Origin of the sequence: Mesorhizobium sp. AA22 (assembly GCF_001672375.2) — a bacterium.
GTDB lineage: Bacteria > Pseudomonadota > Alphaproteobacteria > Rhizobiales > Rhizobiaceae > Mesorhizobium > Mesorhizobium wenxiniae.
This window is the reverse complement of the sequence record NZ_CP048406.1, coordinates 4,352,203-4,369,060: the sequence shown is the minus strand read 5'-3', so window position 1 is coordinate 4,369,060 and position 16,858 is coordinate 4,352,203. Positions and strand designations below refer to the sequence as shown.

The following is a 16,858-nucleotide window of genomic DNA, read 5'->3' as shown; positions in this document are numbered from 1 at the left end:
ATCCGCGTTGCGCCCAATTTCCTCGGGGTCAAGGGGTCGTCGGTTCGAATCCGGCCACTCCGACCATTTCAAAACTTAGACTTGCCCCCAGAAATCCGTCATGCCGCCGGCGCAGCCAGCGCCACCGGCCGGAACTGCCGCTGATGGCGGTATTCCAGCCCGATGGCGCCCCAGATCAGGCCGAGCAGCAGATAGACGTGGCGCCAGTGATCTATGTCGATGAAGGTGCCCAGCCCGATATTGCCGACGAAGGCGACATAGGCGCACAGAAGATAGGGCTGCCACGGCCTGTCGCGCAGGAGAATGCGGAAACCGGCCGCTATCGTCCAGCAGGTCAGCGTCAGGAACGACACGAAGCCGAGCCAGCCATAATCCATCAGCATCTTCAGCCAGATGTCGTGCGTGTCCTCGCCGAAAATCGTGCCGAAGACGAGCGGGCCGATGCCGAGCGGATGCTCCAGCGCCATCTGGAAACCGATCGTGTAGCGGGCGAAACGGCCGAGGCGGGCGGTATCGTAGCTCTGTTCCAGCTGGGCACGGCTGGAAAACATCTCCGAGACGCCCGGCAGCTGCAGGATGACGAGCATCGCAATGACCAGCAGCGAGACGGCGGCGATGGTCATGACGGCGACACGCAGTCGAAACTTGCCGCTGGCGCTCTGCAGGAACAGGGCGCCGGTAAGCAGGATCGCCGAAACGCCGAACATGCCCCACGCGCCGCGCGAGAAGGAGAAGAAAATGCCGGCCGTGATGATCAGCAGTGGCACCGCTAGCAACGGCATGCGTGAGATAGGGCCTGTCAGCAAGAGATAGAGCAGGTAAATGCCGGGCAGCACCAGGAACGGCCCGAACACGTTCGGATCCTGAAAGGCGCCGGTCGCGCGGTCGTATTTGGTGAAGTTCTCCGCCCCGGGAAAGGCATGGAAATAGCCTGCTATGCCGAGCAGCGAGGTCAGCACCGCCGACATCACATAGGCCAGGAAGATAACCCGGTAGAGGTTTGGCTGGACCGATGTCACCGAGGCAAAGAACACCGCGGTGAAGGCGAGGAACAGCGACACAGAGAGATAGAGCGGGGTGCCGGCAATATCCGACATCTGGGTCATCGAGATCATGCCGCCGATGTTCATGACCACCAGCAGCACCAGCAGCGGCGCCGCCGCGCGCGATATGCGCAGGCCGAACAAGGCCCACACTGCCATCAGCCCGACCATGTAGAGATCGTATGGCGCCGGCTCGGCGATGACGAAGCCGGACAGGAAGGCGCCGAGGAAAACCGCGCTCGACGCAATCAGCGCGATCAGCTTGGCGTTGACTGCAGCCGGCGGCAGCTCATGCGCGACGGCGCTCAATAGGCATTTTCCGTATTGAGCAGCCGGATCGGTGTCAGGAACAGGATTCTCAGATCGAACAGCAGCGACCAGTTCTCGATATAATAGAGGTCGTATTCCGTCCGCATGCGTATCTTCTCGTTGGTGTCCATCTCGCCGCGCCAGCCATTGATCTGGGCCCAACCGGTGACGCCGGGCTTGACCTTGTGGCGTGCGAAATAGCCGTCGACCACCTCATTGTAGAGGAGGTTGTGCGACTGCGCGGCAATGGCATGCGGACGCGGCCCAACCAGCGACAGCGAACCGAAAAGCGAATTGAAGAACTGCGGCAACTCGTCGATCGAAGTCTTGCGGATGAAGCGGCCGACGCGGGTGACGCGCGGGTCGTTCTTGGTCACCGTCTGCTTGGCCGTCGGATCCGCCTTGTCCGTGTACATCGAACGGAACTTATAGACCTCGATGATCTCGTTGTTGAAGCCATGCCGCTTCTGGTGGAACAGCACCGGTCCCTTGCTGTCGAGCTTGATGGCGATCGCGGTCACCAGCATGACTGGCAAGAACACGACGATGCCGACGATCGAGAAGACGATGTCGAAGGCGCGCTTGGCGACCGAATCCCAGTCGTTGATCGGCTTGTCGAAGATATCGAGCATCGGCACCGAGCCGATGTAGGAATAGGCGCGCGGCCGAAATTGCAGCGCGTTCGAATGCGCCGAGAGCCGGATATCGACCGGCAGCACCCACAGCTTCTTCAAAAGCTGCAGGACGCGCGATTCGGCGGTCAGCGGCAGCGACACGATCAGCATGTCGATGCGGGCGATGCGGGCGAACTCGATGAGCTCGGAAACGGTGCCGAGCTTCGGATAGCCGGCGACGATGGGTGGCGAGCGCTTGTCGCCGCGGTCGTCGAAGATGCCGCAGATACGAATGTCGTTGTAGGGCTGCTTTTCGACGGAGCGGATCAGGACTTCCGCCGCCGTGCCGCCGCCGACGATGACGGCGCGGCGCTCCATGCGCCCGTCGCGCGCCCAGCGCCGGATCAGCTTCGACATCAGCAGCCTCAGGCCGAAGATCAGCATGAAGCCGACGACGAACCAGGTGCCGAAAAACAGGCGCGAATAGTCTTCCGACATCTTCATGGCGAATGCCGTCAGCGCCATCAAGGCGAAGGTGCCGGCCCAGACCAGCAGGAGACGGCCGAAATTGGCGAGCGGCCGCATCAACGAGACGACCTGGTAGCAATCGGTGACGTCGAGCAGCACCACTGCGAGGAACGAGGCGGCGGCAATCGTCAGCGGGTATTGCCAGGCGAGATGGCTGAAGAAGCCGACATAGTAGAAATAGACGCAGAGGCCCGACAGGAACAGCAGCGCGAATTCGACCATGCGCAAGACGCCGCTGACCATGATCGGCGACATGGTATCGCGCCGGTATTGCGACGCGACCTGACGGGCGACGTCGTTCATCCCGCCAAGGTTATCGCCGCTGGCCGGGCCGTCGAATTTACGCACCGCGTCTATCGAAAAGCGGCGTGCGGGATCGATCTCGTTCATGGGTGCATCCGCAAAGCTTCCCTCAGGTGAATAGCAAAAGAGAGCTAAGAAACCCTTGAAACAACAGGTGGCTTTAGAGAAGCTTTGGGGTTAGCGCCCTTTTGGGGTTACCGCTTGAGCGCGGCGAAATAGGCCGTCTCGATCGCGGCGGCCATCACGTCGGCGCCGAATCGCGTCTTGAGGTCGGCGCTGTCGGGCATCAGGCTGCCGTAGGCATTGAGGTCGGCCAGCGCCGCGCTCATCTTGTTGCTGAGTTCGCGCGGGTCAGGCCGGATCAGGGCAGGGGAGCCGGCGCCAATGATTTCCGGGATGCCGCCGACGGCGGTGGCGATCATCGATTTGCCGGCGGCGAGCGTTTCCAGAACGATGTAAGGCATGGCTTCCGCACGCGAGGGAACGATAACCAGTTCGGCCAGCGCGAAGGCTTTGCGCGCCGGCATCGGCGGCAGGAAGCGCGTATGGCCTTCGAGACCGAGGCGCTTCACTTGCGCATGGTAGCGCGGCAGGTCGTCGCCGTCGCCGACCATCACCGCTTTCACCGGGCGGCCGAGCCGCGTTCCGGCAAGGACGAGCGCATCGATGAAGATGTCCGGTCCCTTGAGGTCGCGCATCATGCCGATATAGAGGACATCGGCCGCATTCTGCTCGGTTCGCACCGGCTCGAACTCGGCGGCGCTCAAGCCGTTGTAGACAAGGTTGTTCGGGATGGGCGGTTCGCCGACCTTCCTGTGATATGTCTGCCTTTCATAATCGGAGACAAACAGAAGATAGTCGGTGAAGCGCGCCATGAACCGTTCGAGCGCGAAAAACAGCTTCCCCGTGGCGGTAGTCTCGTCATAGTGAAGAGAGCCGCCGTGAGGCGAATAAAGGCGGGCTACGCGAGAGCTTGATACCCGCAACAACGAGCCGAACAGGCGGGCATAGGCGCCACCCTTGGCGCCGTGCCCGTGGAGCACGTCCGGCCGCAATCCCTTGATAAGCCCGAAGGTGCGCCAGGCCGAGGCGAGATCGCCCGGTCCGACATGCCGCTGCATTGGCGTCCGATGGATGCCGAGCGCCATTTTGCCCTTCATTTGTTCGAACAAATGTTCCTCAAAATCGCCACCCGTCGTCGAATCGCAGACGATGCCGACGGCATGCCCGGCGGCGACCTGCGCCTCGGTCAGGTCGCGCACGTGACGAAAAATCCCTCCGACAGGTGAGCGAAAGCAGTGGACGATCCTGAGTGTGTCCGCCACGTGGTCTAGAACAGGCGTTCGCGAACGTAGACCGTGTCGCCGGGCAGGAGTGGATCGGAGGTGGCCACGCGACCGGTCATGACCTTGCCATTGATGTCGCGGGTGATGTCGACGCTTTCCTGGTTGGCGCGCGGGCTGAAACCGCCGGCGATGGCAATCGCCTTTTGCACGGTCAGGCCGGGAACATAGGAGTACTGGCCCGCGGCGCCGACTTCGCCCATGATGAAGATCGGCCGGTAGCGGTCTATCTCGACCGAAACGTCCGGATCGCGCAGGTAGCCCTGGCGCAATTTGTCGGCGATCTCGCCTTCGAGTTGCTGTGCGGTGTGGCCGCGCGCCGGTACGGCGCCGACGAGCGGGATGGACAGGTAACCGGATTGGTCGACGCTGTAGACGTTGGTCAATCCTTCCTGCTCGAACACGGTGACGCGGACCCGGTCGCCGGCACCGAGGCGATAGGGCTGGTCGAGCATTTTATGGAAGGCGGCCGGCGCCGGCCGGTAGCTGGAGCAGCCGGCAAGCAACGACACGGCGAGCAGCGCGCGGAAGAGGGAAGCAGTGCTTTTCATGGCCGGACACGTACCTTCGATTGGCCGCTGTTACACCGCGGCAAACTCTGGGGATCGAGGCCCGTTATCATCCCGTTAGGGTTAATGGCCGGTAAAGGCGGCGGCAACCGACAAAACACGGCCGGTTTAATGCTTTTGTTGCCGCTTGCGAGTAAAACCTAACAGATACTTACCGCGATATTAACGGCTGAGTTACCATAGTTGTTTACGGTGCATTCTGACCAATGCATGTCGCCCAAAAGTGCGCAGCGGTTTTGGGACACCGACATGCATGAAAACAAGAGCTTAAAGCGGGTCGTATGAATCTGTTCAAACGCGACGTGCTTTAAGTACCGGAGCAGGATGCATGTCCGTTAAATCCGTGGCCGCAGATGTCGACGTCGATCTCAGGCAGCTCTTCGCAAGCCTTGCGAGGAATTGGCTGCGCATTCTTGTCGTGGCGCTGGTCATAACCGGCCTGGCGTTCGCGCTCACCTGGCTTGCGACGCCGCATTACAGGGCCGAAACACGGCTTTTGATCGAGACGCGCGAATCGGTTTACACGCGCCCCGACGGCACCAATGACAACGACAAGCCGATTCTCGACGAGGAAGGCGTGACCAGCCAGGTCGAGGTTGTGTCTTCGACCGACATCCTCAAGCAGGTGGCGCAGAAGCTCAATCTGTCTCAGCTTCCCGAATTCGACGAGACGGCGGACATGCCGATGTTGAGCCGTCTGCTCGTCATCGCCGGCCTGAAAAGCGACCCCAACGAGATTCCGCCTGAAGAACGCGTGCTGACGAAGATGCGCGAGAAACTCAACGTTTATCGCGTTGAAAAATCACGGGTAATCGTCATCGAATTCTCCTCGGAAAATCCCAGGCTCGCCGCCGAAATTCCGAACGCCATCGCCGACGCCTACATCTCCGTCCAGGGCAATGCCAACATCGAATCGAATTCCGCCGCAACCGACTGGCTGGCGCCTGAGATCGCCGACCTGTCGAAGCGGGTTAAGGACGCCGAGGCCAAGGTAGCAAGCTACCGCGCCCAGTCCGATCTTTTGATGGGCGGCAACAATTCGGTGCTCGCCACCCAACAGCTTTCCGAACTGTCCAGCGAACTGTCGCGGGTGCGGGCCAATCGCGCATCGGCAGAAGCGACGGCCGACAGCGTGCGCAGGGCGCTGCAGAATGGCGGCTCGCTGGATGCGGTACCAGAAGTGCTGTCTTCCGAACTCATCCAGCGGCTGCGCGAGCGGCAGGTCGAGCTCAAGACCAACATCGCCGACCTTTCCACCTCCTTGCTCGACAATCATCCGCGCATCCGGGCGCTGAGATCGCAGCTTGCCGATCTCGACCGCCAGATCCGCAACGAGGCGGAAAAGATCATGAAAGGGCTGATGACGCAGGCGCAGACCGCCCAGGCCCGCGAAAACCAGCTTGTCGCCGACGTCAATACGCTGAAGGCTGCATCGGCGCGCGCCGGCGACCAGCAGGTCGAACTGGATGCGCTGCAGCGCGAAGCGACCGCCCAGCGGCAGCTGCTCGAATCCTACCTGACCCGTTACCGTGAGGCGTCTTCGCGCAAGGACAGCAATTATCTGCCGGTCGACGCCCGTGTCTTTTCCCGCGCGGTGGCGCCGTCCGAGCCCTATTTCCCAAAAATCCTGCCGATCATTGGTGCTGCCTTCGTCGGTTCGTTGCTGGTCATGGCGATCGTGACCCTTCTGCAAGAGCTGTTTTCGGGTCGCGCCATGCGGCCGGCCGCCGGCGCCCGTTTCGAACGGATCGAACAGGTTGCGATGCCTGTTGCCCACGAACCCTCCAATCACGAACCGGCCGATATCGAGGACGTCGAGGATCGGGCCGCGGAAGCGCAGGCAGAGCCGGAAGCGGCTGCCGCGGCGCAAGCAACTGCCGCAGCAACTGGCGAGGACGTCGAGCGGGCGCGCCCCACCCTTGGCGAGGTGGAAATCGACAAGGCGGTGGAAAAACTGATCACAACCGGGGCGGCGCGAGCCATATTCGTGTCGCCGGAAGGCGACGAAGCGGCCGCCTCGTCGGTGCTAGTGGCGCGTGAGGTCTCCGACGCCGGTCTGCGTGTGCTCCTGCTCGATCTCACCGCCTCGGGCGCCGCCTCACGGCCGATGCTGGACAGCGGGCTGTTCCCGGGCATTACCAATCTGCTCGCCTCCGAAGCGCAGTTCAGCGACGTGATCCACCCCGATCTCTATTCGGACTGCCACGTCATTCCCGTCGGCACTGCCGATCCGGTCCGCGCCATGCGCGCCGCCGACCGGCTGCCGATCATCATGCAGTCCCTGACCACCGCCTACGATCTGGTCGTGGTCGAATGCGGACCCGCCGACGCGCAAGGCATCAACCGCCTTGTCGGCGAGGGCACCGAGGTCTTCCTGTCGCTGCTGGAGCCGAACGACGAGGTGGCGCAGGCCGCAGTCGAGCTGATCGAGAGCGGCTATCCCGACCTGACGCTGGTGACGCCGGTCGGCTATGAAACGCCAGGGACGCCGGTACCCGGGCGACGCTCCGCCGCCTGAGACGGGTTGGATAATTCTGCTCGAACGCTCCGGAAATCTCGGCAGCGGTCAGCTGTCGTCTTCGCCCGCGGCACGTGCTGCCTGTCCGGCCGTCTTGCGGCGCAGCATCTTGGTCAGCTTCCAGATCGTCGGGCTGTTCTTGACGAAGGCTTTCAGGCGCGCGCCTTGCCGCAGGACAAACACCAGCGCGCGGCCCTTCATCGTCAGCGGAATCAGGACCTCGAAATGCTGGGTCTCGATATCGCACCACAGTCGCTTGTAGGGTTCGTCGCCGACCGAGAAATCATAGACATCGAATCCCGTCTCGCAGGCTTCCTCGATGTTGTCGAAGAACAGAAAGTCGCCGGGGCTGGCATGGGCGAGGTCGTCGTCGGCGATCGCTCCGAACTCGCAGATCAGGCGTTTTCCCGAGCGGCTCGATCCGGTGACGGCGCGAAGCTTGCCGGCGACTTCGAGCCCGTGCAACACGAAGGACGGCTTGTCGTCGGAAAGCGCTTCGACGAACAACGCGCTGAAGAAAGCACGAACCTCCGGCTCACCGAAGACGTTGGCGATGCCCATCTTGCGGAAGCGGAACTCCTTCATCTCGAAAAACGCATCAAGCAGTCTGTTCGCCTCGTCCGCTGTCTGGGCCTCGATGCGGCGGTGGCTGCCGACGGCTTCTAACTTGCGCGCCTGCGAGCGGTGCCTCTTACGCCTGCGCTTGCCGCTCGCGCGGGAGAGCAGTGCATCAAAGCCTCCCGCCAAGTCGACGGCCAGCGACAGGTTGGGGCTTGGAAAATGCGGAAGCGAGACAAGCGGATTGGCAACGCCGTCGAGATCGGGCAGCAGCCGTTCCAGTGCGACGAGGTCGATGTCCGGCCGCGCCCTGGCGAGCGCCGCCAGCATCGAGCGGATTGCCGCGCCATCCGCCCTGGTCAGCCAATGCGGGTCGGCGGCGGCGAAATTGCCGTTGGCATGGCGACCGCCCATGAAACGGGCGACGCGGAACCGGCCGCTGCTGGTGACTTCCAGCGCCAACGAAAAAACCGGTCGGCCTTCAGCGTTCAGCGTCGCCAAAACAGTATCCGCTTCGGCATATTTGGCCCAGTTCAGGATCCAGGCCGGGCTCTGTGCCGGCGCGAACAGCGCCGAACGGCAGAACTCGGCATAGGCCGCAAGTGCCGCACCGTCGGCGACCGAGACCGACAGGCCAGGATGATCCGCTGGCAACGCGCGCGGCGCCGCCTCCATTGCTTCGAGCCGATTGCCGTCAAATGACGCGGTGGCGTCAACCATACCTCAATCCTTTAGGGCGTATTCACCGCGATTGGGGGCTCGCATAGGCATTCCGTGCTTGGATGAGCCTAGGCGCAAAAGGTGAATGAATGATCGACGGGGGCGAGGCAATCCGGAAACTGGCGCTCAACGTCGTCCGTTATACCGGTCTTGCTCCGCTGGCCAAGCCGTTCGTCGGCGGCATCGGCGCCATCCTGATGCTGCATCGGGTCACCGCCACGCCGGAAAAGCCTGATGGCGTCAACCGGCATCTCAACATCGCGCCTGAGTTCCTCGACGCCGTGATCGCCGACATGAAGGCGCACGGCTATACGTTCGTCACGCTGGACGAGGCGATCGAGCGCATCAAGGCCGGCGGCAAGGGTGGCCAGTTCGCGGCGATCACCGCCGACGACGCCTACCGCGACAACATGACCGAGGCGCTGCCGGTGCTGGAAAAGCACGGGGCGCCGGTCACAATCTATGTCGCGCCAGGGCTGATAAACGGCGCCGCCGATCTATGGTGGGAGGTGGTCGAGGACATCGTCAGCGCGCGGGACCGGTTGATTCTGACAACACCGAACGGTCCGGTGACGATCGACTGCTCGACCCCGGGCAGGAAACTGCAGGCCTTCGCGCGCCTGCACGACTATCTGACGCTGGACGTCCGCGAGGAGGACCAGCGCGCGGTGCTGCGCGAATTGACGCGGTCGAACGGTATCGAGTTGGGCGCGCGCCAGAGCATGTTGATGAACTGGGACGAGATCCGCGCCATGGCAGGGCATTCGCTGGTGACGATCGGCGCGCACACCGTCAATCATCGCAATCTGAAGCGGCTTTCCGAAGCCGATGCGCGGCACGAGGTCGAGGACGTCAGGCGCATATTGCAGGCCGAACTCGGCGAGGCGCCGCGCCATTTCGCCTATCCTTATGGCTATCCCAGTGCCGTTGGCGACCGCGAAGTCGGCATTGCCCGCGACGCCGGCTATGCCTCGGCGGTGACGACACGCCACGGCGTGCTGCGCGCCGAACATGCCGATTTCCTGCAAGCGCTGCCGCGCATTTCGGTCAACGGTCGCTATCAGAGCGTTGCCCATATCCGCACGATGCTGTCGGGTGTGACGACGCCGCTGGCCAATGCCGGCAAGATGCTTGTCACCATCTAGTGGTGAAAGTCCGGCAAGAACCGACCCCTTGAGGACCATCTCTGATGGGAGGTCAAGGGAACGTCGTGACCCGAAGGCGACATATGTCTGGACCGTCGGTAGGTCTCGTCAGGGTGAAACCGGAAGTTCGACGCGAACCCAACAGAGAGCTCGCCGGCTGTTCACAGCTGCTCTACGCGCACAGTCCTCGGACAACCCGGCCAGAGAACTATCCTTCCAGAAGCGACGCGGGAGCAAGGGACGTCGCCTGGCCGGACGTGACGCGCAGGAGAGGGCATCTTTGCAAACGCGACGATCACTCCGGCACGCCGGCAATACCCAACGCCTCGACGTAGCGCTCGGCGAACACCTTGTCCCGCCACGGGTTGATCTGCCTCTGCAGGCCGAGCGTGTAGGTCGGGAACGCCTCCATCAGCCGCCGCGCCGCCGCCTGCGCTTCGTCCGGCCGATTGAGTTTGACCAGCGCCATGATCACCACCCGGTGCGAGGAGCCGTAATTCGGCATCTCGCGCAGCGCTCGTTCTCCCCAAGCCAGCGCTTCCTCGTAGCGTTCGAGCATCAGGTAGCTCATCCCGATGCCGGAGAGCGCGATGCCCTTCTCTGGGTCGACCGGGCTCAGCCGCATTGCCCTGTGGAAGTGCTCGATCGCGACGAGTGGGCGGCCGGAATGGGCGTTCACCCAGCCGCTGCCCGTATAGCCCTGCGCCGAATTGGGGTTGAGGAGCAGGGACCGTTCGATCGTGTCCAGCGCCGTCTCGTAATCCTTGGCGCTGTAGGCGATCACCTGCGAAGCGAAACGCAAGCTTGTCGGGTCGTCTCGCGCGTCCGCCAGCACCTCGCGGGCCATGCGCACGGCGACGCGAATATCGTCGGGCTCGTGCCAGCACTGACTCACGGACAGGCTGCGGATATAGGCACCGAGTGCCTTCGCCAGGGTGAAGCCTGGGTCGATGCTGAGCGCCTCGTTGGTGAGCCGGCGCACGTCGGCAAAGCCTTCGCGCGTCATGCTGTAGAAGCGCGGCAGCGCGCGAAGGTAGAGGTCGTAGGCACCGATGTAGACGGTCGGCTTCATGCGCGCCTGCTTGATCTCCTCCAGCCGGATGCTCGGCTCGACGGCGCCCACGACGCTCTCGGTTACCTTGTCCTGCAGGTCGAAGATGTCGCTCACGTCGCCCTCGAAGCGGTCGGCCCAGACATGGTGTCCGCTGATCGCGTCCACCAACTGCCCACTGATGCGCACGCGCGATCCTGCTCTGCGGATGCTGCCTTCGAGCACGTAGCGGACGCCCAGTTCGCGCCCGACCTGGCGCAGGTCCACCGCTCGGCCCTTGTAGGTGAAGGACGAGTTGCGGGCGATCACGAAGAAGGAGTTCACCCGGCTCAATCCCGTGATGATGTCCTCCACCAGTCCGTCGGCGAAGTATTCCTGGTCGGGGTCGCCGCTCATGTTGGTGAAAGGCAGAACCGCGATCGAGGGTTTCGCGGGCAGGGGAGGCGGTGCAGCCACCGAGGCGCTGGGGTCGGTCTCGACGCGATAGGCGCGCACAGGCCGCTCGATGTTCTTGAGGCGCAGGTCGCCGAGCAGCGTGAAGCCGCCGTCGAGCTTGCCCTGAAGGTGGTCGTAGGCGGTGCCCGAGACGACCACGGCGCCGGCATCGGCGATGCTTTCGAGGCGGGCGGCGATGTTGACACCGTCGCCGTAGAGGTCGCCATCCTCCTCGCAGACCACGTCGCCGAGATTGACGCCGATGCGGAAGCGAATCCGCTCTTCCTCGGGCGTCTCCGCCTCGTGTTCTGCCAAAGCCTGCTGGATCGCCATCGCCGAGGTCACCGCGTTGACGATGCTCGCGAACTCGCACAGCATGCCGTCGCCGGTGAGCTTGACGATCCGGCCCTGATGCTCGGAGACCAGCGGTTCGAGGAGGTCTTTGCGGTATGTCTTGAGCCGCTCGAGCGTGCCGCGCTCGTCGCGCTCCATCAGGCGCGAATAGCCGACCACGTCGCAAGCCAGGATCGCTGCGAGGCGGCGCTGCGCGGTCATTGCACCGCCCGGCCAGGCGCGTGCACGCGGGCTGCCTCGCGCCAATGCCCCGCCAACTTCCAGACGCTCAACGTGCATGGCATCCATCTTTCCCAGCCGCCGCCCGTCGCCGATTCAGAACGGAGAACGCAGCTTGACCTTGCCTTCACGAGATTTCGCTATCCCGCTTGCGAGGCGTGGAGCGATCCAGTCGCCGCGCTAACAGCCAACCGGCGACACGCCCACGCAGCCTCTGGGGACCCTGACACGCACTCCCAGAAGGCCGGAGATATTTGCTGCCCTTGGTAACCGGGTGACGCCACCGTGGCGGTGCTTTTGTCACCGCGATGTAACAGCGAGATGCCCTACGAACGCGCGCATCGGACATCACACGAACGTTCGCGCTTAGAGGTGCTGAGGTCGGAAAGCGGCGCTGCCTGCGCGTTCCGATCGGCGACACGGAAGGCAGAAAACCACCCTGAGCTACCCTACACGTCGGGTGGCAAGCGTCAGGCTTTCACCATCTAGCGGCGGCGGGCGAGCCTCAATTCTTCGGCCGCGGCGGCTCCAGGATCAGCCACTTGATGATGCCCATAGCCGGCAGCACCCACAGCATGCCGCTGAGCAGGAAGAACAGAAAATGCGCCAACGGTCCCGATTCTGCCAGCTGGGCAACCGCCACGATCGATGCGACCAGTGCGTAGACGATGACCAGCGCCACCAGCAGGAAGGTTCCGATCAGCTTTTTCAGGCGAATTGGCATTTCGCGATCCCGTTGATCCCTATCGCTTAGGCCCAACGGAAGAGGCACGCAACCCGCAAGAAGCGGCGCGACGGCTTGCCGCGCTGTCCGGTCTTGCCAGCGGGATTGCGATGGTCCACCAATCCGCGACTGCAACCTGCCGGGACAAGCCTATGGCTGCCATATCAGCTGCCGCGCCTTTCGTGGCCCGCGACCGCGACCTGCGCAACCGGGCGCTGGTGCGTGGCTGGCTCTACGTCGTGCTTCTGGTGCTGTTTGTACTGGTGCTGGTCGGCGGCGCCACCAGGCTCACCGAGTCCGGCCTGTCGATCACCGAATGGAAGCCGATCCACGGCATCATCCCGCCGCTCAACGACGCCGAATGGCAGGAGGAATTCCAGCGCTACCAGCAGATCCCGCAATATGCCGAGCTCAACAAGGGCATGAGCATCGAAGCGTTCAAGTCGATCTTCTGGTGGGAATGGGTGCACCGGATCCTGGCGCGCGGTGTCGGCGTGGTTTTCGCCGTGCCGCTGGTGTTTTTCTGGGCGACGCGCCGCATCGAACGCGGCCTTCGGCCGAAACTATCAGGCATTCTTCTTCTCGGCGGCCTGCAGGGCGCGATCGGCTGGTGGATGGTGGCGTCCGGACTGGTCGACCGGGTCTCCGTCAGCCAATACCGGCTGGCAACGCATCTGACGCTGGCCGCGCTGATCTTCACCGCGACCATGGTGGTGGCGCGCGGGCTCGCGCCTCATTCCGAACCGGCCGCCGACCGTTCGACGCAGCGTCTGGCCGGCTTTCTGGTGCTTTTGGCGCTGATCCAGATCTATCTCGGCGGGCTGGTCGCCGGGCTCGACGCCGGCCTGAGCTACAACACCTGGCCGCTGATGGACGGCAAGCTCATCCCCGGCGATCTGATGATCCTCGAGCCGGCATGGCGCAACTTCTTCGAGAGCCCGAAGACGGTTCAGTTCATCCACCGGCTCGGCGCCTACGCGATCTTCGCCGCAGCACTTTGGCACATGATCGCGACACACCGCCGCCAGCCAGGCACGACGCATGCGCACCGCGCGACGTTGTTGTTTCTCCTGGTGCTGGCGCAGGGGTTGATCGGCATCGGCACGCTGCTGATGCACGTGCCGCTGCACATGGCGCTGACGCATCAGGCATTCGCGCTTGTCCTGCTAGGGTTTGCTGCAGCGCATTGGCGCGGCACCAAGGGCGCTTATCCGCTGCCCAACCAGATCGCCGTCAGGGGCTGAGCCGCACCGTCCTGATCGCCGTGGCAATGGACAATTCGCGGCTTTCCTCGATCGCGTTGCCGTCCTCATGGTGCCACGACGCCGACAGGCAGCCATAGGCGATGGCATGATCCAGGATGGCTGGCGGCGTTTGGCCGAGCGTTCTGGCGAAGATCTCAGCCATGTGGGCAATCCGCCGGGGATCGCTGCAAAGGTCGTCGCGGTCGAGCGGGTTGTAGAACATGTTCGCCGCATCGAAGCCGGGATCGCCGAGAACGCCCTTTGGGTCGATCGCCAACCAGCCGCGCGGTCCCTGCATGATATTGTCGTGATGCAGGTCGCCATGCAGCGGCAGCACGTCGACAGGATCGGCCAACAGCCGTTCCGTGGTCGCAGCCGCTTCGACGTAGAGGTTTTTTTCGCCGGCGTCGCGATCGATCTTCGCCTTCTTGAACAGACTGGAAAACCGTACCCGCAGCGGCTGCAGATCCGGTGGGGCAGGGTGGTCGGATGGCGAGAACAGGTTTGCCATCACCTCGGCCGCGATTGCTGTGGCGGCATTGTCTCCCTGCTCCGCGAGAACCTGCGACAGCATCCTGTCACCGGCATATTCGAGCAGCATGCAGTGGCCGTCGCTGCCGAGCAGCTGCACTGCGCCTTCGCCACGCCGCCAGGCGAGAAAATGCTCGCCGCGCAACTCGTCTTCGACATCGTCGAAGGGTTTGAGGGCCTTGACGATCGCCGGCGCGCCGTCCGCGCGAACAACCTTCCAGATGCGGCTGCTGAACGTCTCGGCAATCAGTTCTGGCGCGCTGACCTTCCAGCGTTCTGGAAATGTCGGAGCGTCCATTCAGGGCTTGAGGCCGAGCATCAGATCCATGTTCTGCACGGCAGCACCCGAGGCGCCCTTGCCGAGGTTGTCGTAGACGGCGAACAGCAGCGCCTGGGCCCTGTCGTCATTGGCGAAGACATAGAGCTTCATCCGGTTGGTGCCGTTGTAGATTTCGGGATCGATCTCCGGCACGCGTTCAAGATGCACATAGGGCGCCACCTCGACCACGCCGCCATCTATCGCGGCGAAATGGTCGGCAATCGCCGCATGAAGCTCGGCGCCCGTCGGTACATAGTCGAGGCCGCCGAGCTGCAACGGCACCACCGTGATCATGCCTTGCGCGAAATTGCCGACCGCCGGCTGCATGATCGGGTCATGCGACAGCTTCGCATAGGTCCTGAGCTCCGGCACATGCTTGTGCTGCAGGGTCAGCCCGTAGGGCAGGAATTCCGAGGCATCCTCGCCCTTGGCGACATAGTCCTCGATCATCGGTCGGCCGCCGCCCGAATAGCCCGAAATGCCATTGACGGTGACCGGAAAATCCGGCGGCAACAGCCCGGCTGCCACCAGCGGCCTGAGCGTCGCGATCGGGCCTTGCGGCCAGCAGCCCGGATTGGCGACGCGCTTCGCCGAAGCGATTTTCCGCGCCTGATCCTTGTCCATTTCGGCGAAGCCGTATTCCCAACCTTCGGCGACGCGATGCGCGGTCGAGGCGTCGATGACCCTTGTGGTGTCGTTGGTGATCAGCGAAACGCTTTCTTTTGCGGCTGCATCCGGCAGGCACAGGATCGCGACGTCGGCGGCGTTGAGGAACTCGGCTCTAGCTGCCGGTTCCTTGCGGCGCTCGGTCGGGATGGAGATGATCTCCAGGTCGCCGCGTTCGGCAAGCAGCGCCCTGATCTGCAGACCGGTGGTGCCGTGCTCGCCGTCGATGAAGATTTTCGGTTTCATTGCCTGCCTGAATTCCCTGATATTTCGAAGTTATATGCCACTTGCCTGATTCAATGCGGCGACGGCCTGATTGCCGCTGTTCAGCTCTTCGAGTCGAGCCTTTCGTTCCGCCAGGAGCCCGAGATAATGCATGGCGACTGTCGACCCGGCAATTGCCGTTATATCGGCGTGATCATAGGCCGGCGCAACCTCCACGACATCGGCGCCGACGATATCGACCTGATTGATCTGGCGCAGCACCGACAGGATTTTTGCCGAGGACGGCCCGCCGGCGACCGGGGTGCCGGTGCCGGGCGCGAAGGCCGGGTCCAGGCAATCGATATCGAAGGTGACGTAGGCTTTTTTGCCGCCGGTACGATCGACGATGGCATAAGCGATATCGGACGCACGCATTTCCTCAACTTCGTGGCCGTACAGGATCTTGATGCCGAAGGTTTCGGGCGCATGGGTGCGGATGCCGATCTGGATCGAACGGTCGGGGTCGACAATGCCGTCCTTGACCGCGCGGCCGACGAAGGAGCCGTGGTCGATGCGCTTGCCGTCGTCCGGCCAAGTGTCCTGGTGGGCGTCGAACTGCACGAGGGCAAGTGGGCCGTGGATGGCGGCATGCGCCTTGAGCAGCGGCCAGGTGACGAAATGGTCGCCGCCGAGCGATAGCAGGAAGGCGCCGGATTTCAGGATCTTTGCTGCCTCGCGCTCGATCGTCCCCGGAGTCTTCTGGTGATTGCCGCTGTCGAGCAGGCAATCGCCATAGTCGACCACGGCGAGATATTCGAACAGATCGCGCGAAAACGGATACTGCGGATCGTTGTCGAGGATGGTCGAGGCGCGGCGAATCGCCTGCGGCCCGAAGCGCGCGCCCGGCCGGTTGGTGACGGCGGCGTCGAAGGGGATGCCCCACACCACCGCGTCCGCGCCCTTCACGTCCTTCGTGTATTTGCGTCGCATGAACGACAGCGCGCCGGCATAGGTCGGCTCGAAGGACGCACCCGTCCTGGCCCGGGCGGTGAAGGCGTGGTCGATGTTGCTGTTCGGCATGAAGCGATCTCCTGTGCGTCGAGGCGCAACCTTATTGGATATAATTCTCAGAAATGCGACCCCTTCCGAGGCCTGGGCCATTCGAGCCCGGTCACAAATTCTTGCTTGCCAGGTGAGCCCGTATTGGCCAACCCGGAAATTGCGTAGGTAGGCATGAATGCAACCTTGAGTAGATAGCCGTGTCCGCGGAATGGTGTCGGCCGCGGAGCGGAACAGATATGGGCGCGCCAAGCATCTCGGCAAGCTGATGGCCGGCGACCTGCTGATTGCCGGTTCGAGGTTTCAGAACGGCCGCTCCAGCCGGCATTGGCCGGACTTCCGGCATTTGCGAAGCCGGCTTTGTTCACCAGGCTGTCACGTGTCTCGCTTAACCGGGTTTGC

General features: G+C 63.2%; 13 protein-coding genes. 3 read left to right on the top strand and 10 right to left on the bottom strand.

Annotation, left to right across the window (positions count from 1 at the left end):
* Positions 1-98: 98 nt before the first annotated feature.
* The 4 genes from A9K68_RS21140 to A9K68_RS21125 all read right to left on the bottom strand — a co-directional run bounded on the left by A9K68_RS21140 (position 99) and on the right by A9K68_RS21125 (position 4,691).
* A complete protein-coding gene (locus tag A9K68_RS21140) occupies positions 99-1,352 on the bottom strand; it encodes an O-antigen ligase family protein (protein WP_065008073.1) in 1,254 nt (417 codons plus the stop codon).
* Positions 1,349-2,884, bottom strand: a complete 1,536-nt coding sequence (locus A9K68_RS21135; protein WP_065008074.1) for an undecaprenyl-phosphate glucose phosphotransferase — start codon at positions 2,882-2,884, stop codon at positions 1,349-1,351. Before A9K68_RS21135 ends, A9K68_RS21140 begins: the two co-directional genes overlap by 4 nt.
* Before the next feature lie 107 nt (positions 2,885-2,991).
* A complete protein-coding gene (locus tag A9K68_RS21130) occupies positions 2,992-4,122 on the bottom strand; it encodes a glycosyltransferase family 4 protein (RefSeq protein ID WP_065008075.1) in 1,131 nt (376 codons plus the stop codon).
* Between the two features lie 5 nt (positions 4,123-4,127).
* Positions 4,128-4,691, bottom strand: a complete 564-nt coding sequence (locus tag A9K68_RS21125) for a polysaccharide biosynthesis/export family protein (protein ID WP_029353441.1) — start codon at positions 4,689-4,691, stop codon at positions 4,128-4,130.
* A gap of 346 nt (positions 4,692-5,037) precedes the next feature.
* Here A9K68_RS21125 and A9K68_RS21120 point away from each other — a divergent pair, with 346 nt between their 5' ends.
* A complete protein-coding gene (locus tag A9K68_RS21120; RefSeq protein WP_065008076.1) occupies positions 5,038-7,227 on the top strand; it encodes an exopolysaccharide transport family protein in 2,190 nt (729 codons plus the stop codon).
* Positions 7,228-7,275: 48 nt separating this feature from the next.
* On the opposite strand, the gene A9K68_RS21115 is transcribed toward A9K68_RS21120, so the two are convergent.
* A complete protein-coding gene (locus tag A9K68_RS21115; RefSeq protein ID WP_065008077.1) occupies positions 7,276-8,505 on the bottom strand; it encodes a GNAT family N-acetyltransferase in 1,230 nt (409 codons plus the stop codon).
* A gap of 89 nt (positions 8,506-8,594) precedes the next feature.
* Between A9K68_RS21115 and A9K68_RS21110 the strand changes: the two genes are divergently transcribed.
* Complete coding sequence (locus A9K68_RS21110; RefSeq protein WP_065008078.1) at positions 8,595-9,650, top strand: polysaccharide deacetylase family protein; 1,056 nt, start codon at positions 8,595-8,597, stop codon at positions 9,648-9,650.
* A gap of 295 nt (positions 9,651-9,945) precedes the next feature.
* Here the strand turns inward: A9K68_RS21110 and A9K68_RS21105 are convergent, their stop codons facing one another.
* Complete coding sequence (locus A9K68_RS21105) at positions 9,946-11,691, bottom strand: adenylate/guanylate cyclase domain-containing protein (RefSeq protein WP_065008277.1); 1,746 nt, start codon at positions 11,689-11,691, stop codon at positions 9,946-9,948.
* 523 nt (positions 11,692-12,214) lie between these two features.
* Positions 12,215-12,433 (bottom strand): DUF2842 domain-containing protein, encoded by a 219-nt coding sequence (locus tag A9K68_RS21100; RefSeq protein ID WP_065008079.1) that lies wholly within the window; start codon positions 12,431-12,433, stop codon positions 12,215-12,217.
* 152 nt (positions 12,434-12,585) lie between these two features.
* Here A9K68_RS21100 and A9K68_RS21095 point away from each other — a divergent pair, with 152 nt between their 5' ends.
* On the top strand, positions 12,586-13,677 hold the full coding sequence (locus tag A9K68_RS21095) for a COX15/CtaA family protein (RefSeq protein ID WP_082982347.1): 1,092 nt from the start codon (positions 12,586-12,588) through the stop codon (positions 13,675-13,677).
* On the opposite strand, the gene A9K68_RS21090 is transcribed toward A9K68_RS21095, so the two are convergent.
* From A9K68_RS21090 to speB, 3 genes are read right to left on the bottom strand one after another with little or no spacing between them, the layout of a single operon-like run.
* A complete protein-coding gene (locus tag A9K68_RS21090; RefSeq protein WP_065008081.1) occupies positions 13,667-14,506 on the bottom strand; it encodes an aminoglycoside phosphotransferase family protein in 840 nt (279 codons plus the stop codon). The two genes, A9K68_RS21095 and A9K68_RS21090, sit on opposite strands and share 11 nt — an antisense overlap.
* Positions 14,507-15,439, bottom strand: coding sequence for an N-acetyl-gamma-glutamyl-phosphate reductase (gene argC / locus A9K68_RS21085; protein ID WP_065008082.1), 933 nt, complete (start codon positions 15,437-15,439; stop codon positions 14,507-14,509). It lies immediately after the preceding gene.
* A gap of 30 nt (positions 15,440-15,469) precedes the next feature.
* The gene (speB, locus tag A9K68_RS21080; protein ID WP_065008083.1) at positions 15,470-16,477 is read right to left on the bottom strand and encodes an agmatinase; all 1,008 of its coding nucleotides are present in this window, start codon (positions 16,475-16,477) and stop codon (positions 15,470-15,472) included.
* Between the last annotated feature and the right edge of the window lie 381 nt (positions 16,478-16,858).